Genomic DNA, 12643 nt, shown 5'->3' with positions numbered 1-12643 from the left:
CGTGAGCAATCGAAAAGTTCCGTTACGAAAATGTGTGGTAACACAAGAAATGAAATCAAAACGCGAGCTCATTCGCATTGTTCGTTCCAAGGAGGGAGTCGTGTCGATTGATTTAACAGGTAAACAATCAGGACGCGGTGCATATTTGTCAAAAGATAAAGAATGCATTTCTCAGGCGAAAAAGAAGAATGTCTTGGAACATCACCTAAAAGCGAAAATTGATGACTCCCTTTATGAAGAGCTAATTGAGCTTGTTGAGAAGGAGTCGAAGTAAGTGTCCAATTGGAAATCGTTTTTAGGGCTGGCTAATCGGGCTCGAAAGATTATATCGGGTGAAGAGCTTGTTTTAAAAGAAGTTCGAGGCGGTAAAGCAAAGCTCGTATTGCTTTCAGAAGATGCGTCAGCAAATACAACAAAGCGCATTACGGACAAAACAACGTTCTACAACGTACCAATGAGGAAGGTCGAAAATCGACAAGAGTTAGGGCATGCGATTGGGAGAGAAGAACGAGTCGTTGTAGCGGTGTTAGATGACGGCTTTGCTAAGAAGCTGCTTAGCATGCTCGATACAACTTACCGGGGGTGAAGGTATGAGCAAAATTCGAGTGTATGAATATGCAAAAAAACACAATATCTCAAGTAAGGATATTATTACAAAACTAAAAGAAATGAATATTGAGGTATCGAATCATATGGCGATGTTAGATGATGAAGTAGTAAACAAGTTAGATAATCAGTATAATGATGGAGCAGAAAAACCTTCTGTTGCAGATGAGTTTGAAGTAGAAGAAAAAGTTGTTCGCAGCAAAAAGAACAGCAATAAGAATAAGAAAAAAGGCAAAGGAAGTCAAGACAAACGTCAAGAAAACTTTGCTGGAAGACAACAAACGCAAGTAGTTGAAACACCAGACAAAATCACGTTCTCTGGCACGCTTACAGTAGGTGAACTTGCGAAAAAATTAAGCAAAGAGCCATCTGAAATTATTAAAAAGCTCTTTATGCTTGGAATCATGGCAACAATTAACCAAGATTTAGAGAAAGATACAATTGAGTTAATTGCGAGTGATTACGGTATTGAAGTAGAAGAAGAAGTAATTGTAAGTGAAACAGAATTTGAAACGTTTATGGACGAGCAAGATGACGAAGAAAACTTAAAAGAGCGTCCAGCTGTCGTTACAATTATGGGACACGTTGACCATGGTAAAACAACATTACTTGACTCAATTCGTAATTCAAAAGTAACTGCTGGTGAAGCTGGCGGAATTACGCAGCATATTGGTGCATACCAAGTTGAAGTAAATGACAAGAAAATTACATTCTTAGATACACCAGGTCACGCGGCGTTTACAACAATGCGTGCACGCGGTGCACAAGTTACGGATATTACAATCCTTGTTGTAGCAGCTGATGACGGTGTTATGCCACAAACGGTTGAAGCGATTAACCATGCGAAAGCAGCTGGAGTACCAATTATTGTTGCTGTAAATAAAATGGATAAACCATCGGCAAATCCAGACCGTGTAATGCAAGAGCTAACTGAGTACGAATTAGTTCCAGAAGCTTGGGGCGGTGATACAATTTTCGTACCAATTGCTGCTATTAAAGGTGAAGGAATTGACAACTTGTTAGAAATGATTCTTCTTGTAAGTGAAGTAGAAGAATATAAGGCAAATCCAAATCGTTATGCAACTGGTACAGTAATTGAAGCGCAGCTTGATAAAGGTAAAGGAACAATTGCGACATTACTTGTACAAAACGGTACACTTCGAGTAGGAGATCCAATCGTTGTTGGTACATCATTCGGCCGTGTTCGTGCGATGGTAAATGATATTGGTCGTCGTGTAAAAGTTGCTGGTCCATCTACTCCTGTTGAGATTACAGGTTTAAATGAAGTACCACAAGCAGGAGATCGCTTTATGGCATTTGCTGATGAGAAGAAAGCGCGTCAAATCGGTGAATCACGTGCACAACAAGCATTGGTTGCACAGCGTGGTGAAAAATCTAAATTAAGCCTTGAAGATTTATTCCAACAAATTAAAGAAGGCGATGTAAAAGAAATTAACTTGATTGTGAAAGCAGACGTACAAGGTTCTGTGGAAGCAATGGCAGCATCACTTCGTAAAATTGATGTTGAAGGCGTAAAAGTGAAAATCATCCATACTGGCGTAGGTGCAATTACAGAATCTGATATTATTTTAGCTTCTGCATCTAATGCGATTGTAATAGGGTTTAACGTACGTCCTGATGTCAATGCGAAGCGTACAGCTGAATTAGAAAATGTTGATATTCGTTTGCACCGCATTATTTATAAAGTAATCGAAGAGATTGAAGCAGCAATGCAAGGTATGCTAGATCCTGAATTCGTTGAAAAAGTAATCGGTCAAGCAGAAGTTCGTCAAACGTTCAAAGTAACGAAAGTTGGAACAATTGCAGGCTGTTACGTAACTGATGGTAAAATTACACGTGATAGCGGCGTACGTATCATTCGTGATGGTGTAGTTATTTTCGAAGGCCAACTTGATACGTTAAAACGTTTCAAAGATGACGTAAAAGAAGTTGCACAAAACTATGAGTGTGGTATTACAATTGAAAGATATAATGATCTTAAAGAAGGGGACATCATTGAGGCGTACGTTATGGAAGAAGTGAAGCGATGATTATCGCTTCGCTCTCATTCGAATGTATGATTTATGATGTGCATTCTTTAAAAGAGAAACGAGCAATTTTACAGCGTGTGTTAACTCGTGTGAAACAGCGTTACAATGTATCTGTTTCAGAAGTTGGGCATCAAGATGTATGGCAACGTACAGAAATTGCAATTGTTTCCGTATCCTCAAATCGTGTTGTCTGCGAAAAAGAAATGAATCGTGTACTTGCGTACATTGATTCATTTCCTGAGATTGAGCGTACGATAACACAATTGGAATGGTATTGAATGAGGTGATTAGTTATGAAGCTACGTGCAAATCGCGTGGGCGAGCAAATGAAGAAAGAATTAGGCGAAATTATCAGTCGTAAAATTAAAGACCCACGTATCGGTTTTGTGACGGTAACAGATGTGCAAGTAAGTGGGGATTTACAGATTGCCAAAGTATATATTTCTGTTTTAGGAGACGAAGAACAGAAAGAAAATACATTAAAAGGTTTAGCGAAGGCAAAAGGCTTTATTCGTTCCGAAATTGGACAGCGTATTCGTCTTCGGAAAACGCCTGAAATCTCCTTTGAATTTGATGAATCGATTGGATATGGTCATCGAATTGATACACTTTTACATGAAATTAATAAAGAAGGTAAACGTGAAGAATAATGGATAGACATATGTCTATCCATTTTTTCAATCTAAATGAAGCTCGGCATTCAATAGTATAACGATGAGGTGAATATATGGAAGGTGTAGTATTATTACATAAACCAAAAGGAATGACATCACATGATTGTGTATTCAAATTAAGAAAAATATTAAGGGAAAAACGTATAGGGCATACAGGAACTTTAGATCCGGATGTGACAGGAGTATTACCAATTTGTGTAGGGCGTGCTACGAAAATTGCACAATTTTTAACGAGTGAAACAAAAACATACGAAGGTGAAGTTACAATAGGATTTTCGACAACTACAGAAGATGCTTCAGGTGAAGTTGTTAAAAAGAAAGATGTTAATCGTGTTATTACGCGTGAAGAAGTAGAATCTGTATTAGCTGGTTTAACAGGAACAATCGAACAAGTACCACCAATGTACTCAGCTGTAAAAGTGAATGGAAAGAAACTATATGAATATGCAAGAGCGGGAATAGAAGTAGAGCGTCCTGTTCGTACAATTACGATTCGTGAGTTTACTTTACTTGATAATCGTGAATTATTTGAAGGAGAGACAATTTCTTTCCGTTTCCGTGTGACCTGTAGTAAAGGAACATACGTAAGAACATTAGCTGTTATGATTGGGGAAAAGCTTGGGTTTCCAGCACATATGTCCGATCTTGTAAGAACAGCGTCGGGAGAGTTTAAATTAGAAAATTGCATATCATTTGAAGAAATTGAGCAAAACGTGCAAAATGGAACAGTGGAATCCATCTTCATTTCGATTGATGAAGCATTACGTAAGTTTCCAAAAATGGTTGTTAGTAGAGAACAAGCAGAAAAAGTGAAGAATGGCATGTTTTTACCAAATAATGAACAAGTAACAGCACCATTCATTACAGTTTTTGATGAAAATGAACGCTGCTTAGCGATTTATGAACATCATCCAAAGCATCAAGGTATGTTGAAACCGATGAAAGTACTTGTGAATAATCAAGAATTACAGCTATAATGAATAATTGGAAGGATTATTACAGAAAAAGGTGAATTCAAGCGTGAAACTCATTCATTTAACTCATCCACACGAACAAAATAAATCAGAATTACCATCTACTGTAATGGCATTAGGATTTTTTGATGGTATTCATTTAGGGCATCAACGTGTGATTCGAACAGCAAAAAAAATAGCGGATGAAAGAGGATATAAAAGTGCTGTCATAACATTTCATCCACATCCATCTGTTGTGTTAGGGAAAAAAGAAGCGCATGTAGAGTATATTACACCGTTATCTATTAAAGAAAAAGTAATTGCAGATTTAGGGATTGATATGTTATATGTGGTGAAATTCGATAAATCATTTGCTGGATTACTACCACAACAGTTTGTAGATGCATATATTATTGGGCTAAATGTAAAACATGTTGTAGCTGGTTTTGATTATTCATATGGACGTTTAGGAAAAGGGACGATGGAAACTTTGCCATTTCATGCAAGAGGGGAGTTTACACAAACTGTGATTGAAAAAGTAGAATTTCAAGAAGAAAAAGTAAGCTCCACATTATTACGAAAACATATTCGTAACGGAGAAATGGAACGAATCCCATCTGTTTTAGGTAGACCATATACGGTTGAAGGCATAGTTGTTCACGGAGATAAGCGAGGGCGCCAAATTGGCTTTCCAACAGCAAATGTGGCTTTAAATGATGAATATCTTTTGCCGCCTGTTGGTGTATATGCTGTTCGAATGAACGTGAATGGTGAGTGGCATGAAGGTGTATGTAATATCGGATATAAACCTACTTTTAAAGAAAATGAAAAGCAGCTTTCTATTGAAGTGCATCTTTTTGAATTTCAGCGCGATATATATGATGAGTCTGTTGTTGTGGAATGGCACATCCGCATTCGTGAAGAAAAAAAGTTTAACGGAATTGATGAGTTAGTTGCACAAATTGCAAAAGATAAGAGAACGGCGGAAGATTATTTTAGCCGTGCAAATAATATACTTGCTTTTTCTAATGAAAAGTAGTATTCTATCTTATGTACTTTACAATAACCATTGCTTGGCATTACGACTCACCGACGTTTGCTAGGTAATTGGGGATTTAATACTTAGGAGGTGAAATAGGATGGCTTTAACGCAAGAGCGTAAAAATGAAATCATAGCACAATTTAGAACTCATGAGACTGATACTGGTTCTCCAGAGGTTCAAGTTGCTGTCCTAACAGAGCAAATTAACACTCTAAATGAGCACTTACGTACTCACAAGAAAGATCATCATTCACGTCGCGGTCTTTTAAAGATGGTTGGTAAACGTCGTAACTTACTTACTTACCTTCGTAACAATGACATCACTCGCTACCGTGAACTAATCACAAAGCTTGGATTACGTCGATAGTCAAAAAAGCGGGAATATTCCCGCTTTTTTGTTAGGTAAAAATATATCTTCTACTCTTGATAGCTTACTGGATTTTCGGTAATACTAGAGGAAGAATATTGTGATATATTATCCATTTACATAGAAGAATTGAATACTTTAAATTGAGAGGGGTACTTAAATGAGTCACGAAAAGCAAGTCTTCTCGATAGATTGGGCTGGTCGTCAGCTAACGATTGAAACAAGTCAGCTTGCAAAACAAGCAAACGGAGCAGTATTAGTAAGATATGGCGACACAGCGGTTCTATCTACAGCAACTGCATCAAAAGAGGCAAAAAATGTAGATTTCTTCCCACTAACAGTAAACTATGAAGAACGTTTATATGCAGTAGGAAAAATTCCAGGCGGCTTTATTAAACGTGAAGGTCGTCCAAGTGAGAAAGCAATTTTAGCGAGCCGTTTAATTGATCGTCCAATTCGTCCTCTTTTTGCTGATGGTTTCCGTAATGAAGTACAAGTAGTCAGCATTGTAATGAGTGTGGATCAAGATTGTTCTTCAGAAATGGCAGCTATGCTTGGTTCTTCATTGGCGTTATCGATTTCAGATATTCCATTTGAAGGGCCGATTGCTGGTGCGACAGTTGGTCGTATTGACGGCGAATTTATTATTAATCCAACAGTTGAACAACAAGAGCAAAGTGATATTCACCTTGTTGTTGCTGGAACAAAAGATGCTATTAACATGGTAGAAGCAGGAGCAGACCAAGTGCCTGAAGAAACAATGTTAGAAGCAATTATGTTTGGTCATGAAGAAATTAAACGTCTAATTGCTTTCCAAGAAGAAATTGTACAAGCAGTTGGAAAGGAAAAAACGGAAGTTCAGTTATATGAAGTGAACGCTGAGCTTAATCAAGCTGTACGTGAAATGGCAGAGAAAGATATGCATGCAGCAATTCAAGTACACGAGAAACATGCACGTGAAGATGCGATTAATGCAGTGAAAAAGCGTATTATCCAGCATTATGAGGCGCAAGAAGCTGATGCTGAAACATTGGGACAAGTAAATGAAATTTTATATAAAATTGTAAAAGAAGAAGTACGTCGTCTTATTACAGTTGAAAAAATTCGCCCAGATGGACGTAAAGGTGATGAAATTCGTCCTCTAGCATCAGAAGTAGGAATTTTATCTCGTACGCATGGTTCTGGTTTGTTTACACGTGGACAAACACAAGCATTAAGTATTTGTACATTAGGAGCATTAGGCGATGTGCAAATTTTAGATGGTCTTGGTGTAGAAGAATCAAAACGCTTCATGCATCATTATAACTTCCCGTCCTTTAGTGTTGGTGAAACGAGACCAATGCGCGGACCAGGTCGTCGTGAAATCGGTCATGGTGCATTAGGTGAACGTGCCCTTGAGCCGGTTATTCCATCTGAAAAGGACTTCCCGTATACAGTACGTCTTGTATCAGAAGTATTAGAATCAAATGGTTCTACTTCTCAAGCAAGTATTTGTGGTAGTACTTTAGCGATGATGGATGCAGGTGTTCCGCTTAAAGCTCCAGTTGCTGGTATTGCAATGGGACTTGTGAAGTCTGGTGAACATTACACAATTTTAACAGATATCCAAGGTATGGAAGATCACTTAGGTGATATGGACTTTAAAGTGGCAGGTACAGCTAAAGGTGTAACGGCACTTCAAATGGATATTAAAATTGAAGGGTTATCACGTGAAATTTTAGAAGAAGCATTGCAACAAGCAAAAGTTGGGCGTATGCACATTTTAGATCATATGTTATCTGTTATTGCTGAGCCGCGTACGGAGTTATCTCGATATGCTCCTAAGATTGTGACAATGACAATTAATCCGGATAAGATTCGTGATGTTATTGGACCAAGTGGAAAGCAAATTAACAAGATTATTGAAGAAACAGGCGTAAAAATTGATATTGAACAAGATGGTACAGTCTTTATCTCATCTATTGATCAAGAAATGAATGAAAAAGCGAAGAAAATTATCGAAGATATCGTTCGTGAAGTTCAAGTAGGTGAAATTTACTTAGGAAAAGTAAAACGAATTGAAAAGTTTGGTGCTTTCGTTGAGTTATTCAGTGGTAAAGACGGTCTTGTTCATATTTCTGAATTAGCACTTGAACGTGTAGGGAAAGTAGAAGATGTTGTGAAAATCGGTGATGAGATTTCAGTAAAAGTTATCGAAATCGATAAACAAGGTCGTGTAAACTTATCTCGAAAAGTATTGCTTAAAGAAGAGCAAGAACAAGAAGCTGCAAAGCAAGAACAAGAAGCTGCAAAGCAAGAGCAGGAATAATAAAAAAGCTAAGGGATTTCCTTAGCTTTTTTATTATGTAAAAGACCTTGGGATATATCTCAAGGTTTTTTTGTATATAACAGAGTATAGTTTTAATGAGAACGTTTAAATTAACAATGATAAGAAAAGAAGCTGTTGATTACTTTTGTTTAAAGAGGTGTACATGAAAAGAATAGAAGAGATATCGGACTAACCATTCGTCGATGGGATGGAAGGTTCTTCACTAATGGAAGTTTTACTTTATTGGAGGGTGCTTTATGAAGATTCGCATTATTTTTTTTATATTATGGTTCTCCGCTATACATGTTTCACATATATCATATGCAAAAGACCGTTTGTATGAGGAAATTGAAGAAAAAGCAAAAGTATATGCGATTCCAGCGCAAGATGCATGTATTGATAAAGTGTGGAAAGCGACGCCAGGGTATAACGGGAGAGAAGTGGATATACGAGCTTCCTATAATAACATGAAGAAGCAGGAAAGGTTTGATGAGAAACAATTGGTATACCGAGAAGTATCGCCCAAAGTACATTTAGCAGACTTATCACCTGCCCCGATTTATAGAGGGAATCCAAGTAAAAAAATGGTTGCACTTACTATTAATGTTGCTTGGGGGAATGAATATCTTTCGCGGATGTTAGAGGTACTGCAAAAGCATAATGTTAAAGCAACTTTTTTTTTAGAGGGAAGATGGGTAAAAGAAAATTTACGGTTTGCAAAAATGATTGCAGATGCTGACCAGGAAGTGGGAAATCATTCGTATACGCATCCTGATATGAAAACGTTGTCGCTTTCTGCAATTCAAGAACAATTACAAAAAACGAATCAAGTCATTGAAGCGGCAACGAATCAAAGAGTGCGTTGGTTTGCACCTCCAAGTGGCAGTTTTCGTGACGATGTTGTTCATACGGCTGCAAGGTTACGAATGGGAACGATTATGTGGACAGTGGATACAATTGATTGGAAGCATCCAGAACCACACGTGTTACTCCAGAGAGTATTAAGTAAAGTACATTCCGGTGCCATTATTTTAATGCATCCAACTTCTTCTTCGGCGGAATCGCTTGATACATTGATTTCAAAGCTAAAAGAAAAAGGATATACTGTAGGGAACGTATCTGCTTTAGTAGATGAAAAGCGTATTGATTAAACACATTTGCATGACATTCGCCTTTAAACTTGTTATGATTATATAATAGAATTTTTTAACAGAGAAATTGTTAATAGGAGGAAGGCTTTTGATCAAAAAATATACATGTAAAAATGGAGTAAGAATCGTAATGGAACATATTCCAACAGTACGTTCTGTTGCAATTGGAGTATGGATTCATGCGGGATCACGAAATGAAAATGAAAAGAATAATGGGATTTCTCATTTTTTAGAACACATGTTTTTTAAAGGAACGAAAACACGTAGTGCTAGAGAAATTGCAGAATCCTTCGACAGCATTGGCGGGCAAGTTAATGCATTTACATCAAAGGAATATACATGTTATTACGCGAAAGTGTTAGATGAGCATGCAAAATACGCACTTGATATTTTAGCGGATATGTTCTTTAATTCAACATTTGTTGAAGAAGAATTGAAAAAAGAAAAAAACGTTGTGTTTGAAGAAATTAAAATGTATGAAGATACGCCAGATGATATTGTTCATGATATGTTAACGAAAGCGACGTATGAGACACATCCGCTGGCATATCCTATTTTAGGAACAGAGCAAACGCTTGAAACGTTTACAGGTGATACGCTTCGTGAATACATGAAAAATCATTATACGCCAGAAAATGTCGTTGTTTCAATTGCTGGTAACATTGATGAATCATTTGTTCAAATCGTTGAACAATACTTTGGAGATTATGAAGGAACAACAAACCGTGAACAAGTACATAGCCCTATTTTTCATCCAAATAAAGTAGCGCGTAAAAAAGAGACAGAACAAGCTCATTTATGTTTAGGATTTAAAGGATTACAGATGGGTGATGAAAGTATTTATAATCTGATTGTATTGAATAATATTCTAGGCGGCAGTATGAGTAGTCGTTTGTTCCAAGAAGTGCGCGAGCAACGTGGGTTAGCGTACTCTGTATTTTCTTATCATTCTTCTTATGAAGATACAGGGATGTTAACAATTTACGGAGGAACGGGCAGTCAGCAACTTGATATGTTGTACGAAACAATTCAACAAACACTTGATACATTAAAAAATACAGGTATTACAGAAAAAGAATTACTTAACAGTAAAGAGCAACTAAAAGGGAATCTGATGTTAAGTTTAGAAAGTACAAATAGTCGAATGAGCCGTAATGGTAAAAATGAATTACTTCTAAAAAAACACCGTTCTTTAGATGAAATTATCGAAAGTGTAAACAGTGTTACAAAAGCTGATGTAGATACATTGATTCGTAATATGTTCACAGATGAGTTTTCTGCGTCATTGATTAGTCCAAATGGAGAGCTTCCAAAAGGAATAAATCAAAAATAAGTATGTATAAAACACCGTTTCTTATTAAGAGAAACGGTGTTTTATTTGCATTTATCTCGCTTTAATGGGCAGTAATACTCCCACTAATGGAAGTGTCACTTTATATAGGTATTTTTTTGCGAAGTCTAGAATAGGTACTTAATATATAAATCCAACTTGAATTTCAAACACACAAGTCGCCGCCATGCCAAGCAAAAAATAATGGCTACTTTCTTTCTCTCTCTGTTTAAACTTCGCATGTGGCAGAAATAGGCCCTGACCGCTTCTATGCATGGCCAGACGCTCAGGGCCATCTAAAAAGAAAAGGGGTTTATGTCAGGTTTTTAATTTGGATTTATATATAAAAGAAATCTTCTAATAAAAATGTTATATATGGAGGGGATGGAATGCGATTAAGTGAACTAAGCGGAAAAGAAATTGTTGATTTACAACGTGCGGAACGAATGGGCGTACTAGGGCATGCCGATCTAGAGATTGATGAGAAAGATGGAAAGATTCAAGCGCTCATTATTCCAGTTGGAAAATGGGGAGGATTTAAAAGAGGGCAACAAGAAGTAAGGGTGGAGTGGAGTCGAATTAAAAAAGTAGGGCAAGATATGATCATTTTTGATCTTGTTAATTATTCAGATTTTAATTAAAAGATGACCATTGTGGTCGTCTTTTTTATTATGAAAATCTATAGATGTAAGTCATTCTTACTTTGTTGTTTTCAATCACCTTATACTCGTACATTACATATGATGTGGAGGAAAACGAAAAAGTAGGCACTTTTCTTATAATGAGAGAAAAAGAAGGTGAAGAAAAGAATGTTGACTGATATTCATATCGCTGTCATAGGAGGAGATGCAAGGCAACTTGAAGTCATTCGTAAGCTAGTTGAGCTTGATGCGAAACTCTCATTAGTAGGTTTTGATCAGTTGGATCATGGATTTACAGGATCAGCAAAAGAGAGTATGCAAAATCTCGATTTTACTTCTTTAGATGCCATTATTTTGCCGGTAGCTGGAACTGATGCAAACGGAAAGATCGATACAATTTTTTCTAATGCAACAGTTATGATTACAAAAGAACATATTGAAAACACACCAGCGCATTTTACGATATATTCAGGTATCAGTAACACTTACTTAGATACAATTGCTTCTTCAACGAATCGAAAACTTGTCAAATTGTTTGATCGTGATGATGTAGCGATTTATAACTCAATACCAACTGTTGAAGGGACTATTATGATGGTTATTCAACATACCGATTACACAATTCATGGATCTACGGTAATGGTATTAGGTTTTGGGAGAACTGGAATGAGTGTAGCAAGAGCATTTCAGTCACTAGGAGCGAAAGTGAAAGTAGGTGCTCGTCGTTCTGAACATATTGCGCGTATTACAGAAATGACATTTATGCCATTTCAAATGCGAGATATAGAGCGAGAGGTACACGATGTTGACATTGTTATTAATACAATCCCCCATCTTGTTGTAACGGCAAGCGCAATTTCGAAAATGCCTGCTCATACATTAATTATTGATTTAGCATCTAAACCGGGAGGGACAGACTTCCGCTATGCAGAAAAGCGAGGAATTAAGGCTTTGTTAGCGCCTGGACTTCCAGGGATTGTTGCACCAAAAACAGCAGGGCAAATTCTCGCAAATGTCCTTTCTAATTTATTAATGGCAGATGTAGATGTGAGAAAGGAGAATAAAAAATGAGTGTAAAAGGGAAACGAATTGGTTTTGGATTAACAGGCTCACATTGTACGTATGCAGAAGTCATGCCACACTTAGAAAAACTTGTTGCGGATGGAGCGGAAGTACGCCCTGTTGTATCATATACATTACAAACGACAAACACAAGATTTGGTGAAGGTGCAGAGTGGATTGAGAAGATAGAAGCTATTACTGGCCATAAAGTAATTGATTCTATTGTGAAGGCAGAACCGCTTGGTCCGAAAATTCCATTGGATTGTATGGTTATAGCACCATTAACAGGAAATACAATGAGTAAATTTGCGAATGCAATGACAGATTCACCCGTATTAATGGCCGCTAAAGCCACACTACGAAATGGTAAACCGGTTGTATTAGCAGTTTCAACGAACGATGCTCTTGGATTAAATGGTGTCAATCTAATTACACCAACAAGATGACGACAAAGAGCG

General features: G+C 37.1%; 13 protein-coding genes and 1 pseudogene. All 14 read left to right on the top strand.

Annotated elements, in window-relative coordinates:
* Position 1 precedes the first annotated feature (1 nt).
* On the top strand, positions 2 to 274 hold the full coding sequence (rnpM, locus tag H280_RS0100545; protein ID WP_020059150.1) for an RNase P modulator RnpM: 273 nt from the start codon (positions 2 to 4) through the stop codon (positions 272 to 274).
* Positions 275 to 586, top strand: coding sequence for a YlxQ family RNA-binding protein (locus H280_RS0100540; RefSeq protein WP_020059149.1), 312 nt, complete (start codon positions 275 to 277; stop codon positions 584 to 586).
* Positions 587 to 590: 4 nt separating this feature from the next.
* A complete protein-coding gene (infB, locus tag H280_RS0100535; RefSeq protein ID WP_020059148.1) occupies positions 591 to 2657 on the top strand; it encodes a translation initiation factor IF-2 in 2067 nt (688 codons plus the stop codon).
* On the top strand, positions 2654 to 2935 hold the full coding sequence (locus H280_RS0100530) for a DUF503 domain-containing protein (RefSeq protein WP_020059147.1): 282 nt from the start codon (positions 2654 to 2656) through the stop codon (positions 2933 to 2935). The genes infB and H280_RS0100530 overlap by 4 nt, the downstream gene beginning before the upstream one ends.
* Before the next feature lie 15 nt (positions 2936 to 2950).
* Complete coding sequence (gene rbfA, locus H280_RS0100525; RefSeq protein WP_020059146.1) at positions 2951 to 3307, top strand: 30S ribosome-binding factor RbfA; 357 nt, start codon at positions 2951 to 2953, stop codon at positions 3305 to 3307.
* A gap of 77 nt (positions 3308 to 3384) precedes the next feature.
* Positions 3385 to 4308 carry a tRNA pseudouridine(55) synthase TruB gene (gene truB, locus H280_RS0100520; protein ID WP_020059145.1) on the top strand — a complete coding sequence of 308 codons (924 nt, stop codon included), beginning with the start codon at positions 3385 to 3387 and terminating at the stop codon, positions 4306 to 4308.
* 43 nt (positions 4309 to 4351) lie between these two features.
* Positions 4352 to 5323, top strand: coding sequence for a bifunctional riboflavin kinase/FAD synthetase (ribF, locus tag H280_RS0100515; RefSeq protein ID WP_020059144.1), 972 nt, complete (start codon positions 4352 to 4354; stop codon positions 5321 to 5323).
* A gap of 100 nt (positions 5324 to 5423) precedes the next feature.
* Positions 5424 to 5693: a 30S ribosomal protein S15 gene (gene rpsO, locus H280_RS0100510; protein ID WP_020059143.1), complete on the top strand. Its 270-nt coding sequence runs from the start codon at positions 5424 to 5426 to the stop codon at positions 5691 to 5693.
* 160 nt (positions 5694 to 5853) lie between these two features.
* The gene (gene pnp, locus H280_RS0100505; RefSeq protein ID WP_020059142.1) at positions 5854 to 8001 is read left to right on the top strand and encodes a polyribonucleotide nucleotidyltransferase; all 2148 of its coding nucleotides are present in this window, start codon (positions 5854 to 5856) and stop codon (positions 7999 to 8001) included.
* 257 nt (positions 8002 to 8258) lie between these two features.
* Positions 8259 to 9152 carry a polysaccharide deacetylase family protein gene (locus H280_RS0100500; RefSeq protein ID WP_020059141.1) on the top strand — a complete coding sequence of 298 codons (894 nt, stop codon included), beginning with the start codon at positions 8259 to 8261 and terminating at the stop codon, positions 9150 to 9152.
* An 88-nt stretch (positions 9153 to 9240) separates the two neighbouring features.
* The gene (locus H280_RS0100495) at positions 9241 to 10485 is read left to right on the top strand and encodes a M16 family metallopeptidase (RefSeq protein WP_020059140.1); all 1245 of its coding nucleotides are present in this window, start codon (positions 9241 to 9243) and stop codon (positions 10483 to 10485) included.
* Between the two features lie 386 nt (positions 10486 to 10871).
* Entirely contained in the window at positions 10872 to 11123 is a 252-nt protein-coding gene (locus tag H280_RS0100490; protein ID WP_020059139.1) for a YlmC/YmxH family sporulation protein, read from the top strand.
* Between the two features lie 168 nt (positions 11124 to 11291).
* Complete coding sequence (dpaA, locus tag H280_RS0100485) at positions 11292 to 12194, top strand: dipicolinic acid synthetase subunit A (RefSeq protein WP_020059138.1); 903 nt, start codon at positions 11292 to 11294, stop codon at positions 12192 to 12194.
* Positions 12191 to 12616, top strand: a pseudogene (dpaB, locus tag H280_RS22910) (dipicolinate synthase subunit B); the annotation flags it as partial. The gene dpaA and the pseudogene dpaB, both read left to right, overlap by 4 nt.
* Positions 12617 to 12643: the final 27 nt, after the last annotated feature.

The sequence above is a fragment of the Bacillus sp. 123MFChir2 genome, assembly GCF_000383235.1.
Taxonomy (GTDB): domain Bacteria; phylum Bacillota; class Bacilli; order Bacillales; family Bacillaceae_G; genus Bacillus_A.
The sequence above is the reverse complement of the archived record's forward strand: the minus strand, read 5'-3'. Positions and strand labels throughout refer to the sequence as shown.

What these genes read in the sequence shown, in the direction of transcription:
- H280_RS0100530 (WP_020059147.1), top strand. Translation starts at nt 2,654, where the DNA reads ATGATTATCGCTTCGCTCTCATTCGAATGTATGATTTATGATGTGCAT.
- infB (WP_020059148.1), top strand. Translation starts at nt 591, where the DNA reads ATGAGCAAAATTCGAGTGTATGAATATGCAAAAAAACACAATATCTCA.
- H280_RS0100490 (WP_020059139.1), top strand. Translation starts at nt 10,872, where the DNA reads ATGCGATTAAGTGAACTAAGCGGAAAAGAAATTGTTGATTTACAACGT.
- rbfA (WP_020059146.1), top strand. Translation starts at nt 2,951, where the DNA reads ATGAAGCTACGTGCAAATCGCGTGGGCGAGCAAATGAAGAAAGAATTA.
- truB (WP_020059145.1), top strand. Translation starts at nt 3,385, where the DNA reads ATGGAAGGTGTAGTATTATTACATAAACCAAAAGGAATGACATCACAT.
- dpaA (WP_020059138.1), top strand. Translation starts at nt 11,292, where the DNA reads ATGTTGACTGATATTCATATCGCTGTCATAGGAGGAGATGCAAGGCAA.
- rpsO (WP_020059143.1), top strand. Translation starts at nt 5,424, where the DNA reads ATGGCTTTAACGCAAGAGCGTAAAAATGAAATCATAGCACAATTTAGA.
- pnp (WP_020059142.1), top strand. Translation starts at nt 5,854, where the DNA reads ATGAGTCACGAAAAGCAAGTCTTCTCGATAGATTGGGCTGGTCGTCAG.
- H280_RS0100500 (WP_020059141.1), top strand. Translation starts at nt 8,259, where the DNA reads ATGAAGATTCGCATTATTTTTTTTATATTATGGTTCTCCGCTATACAT.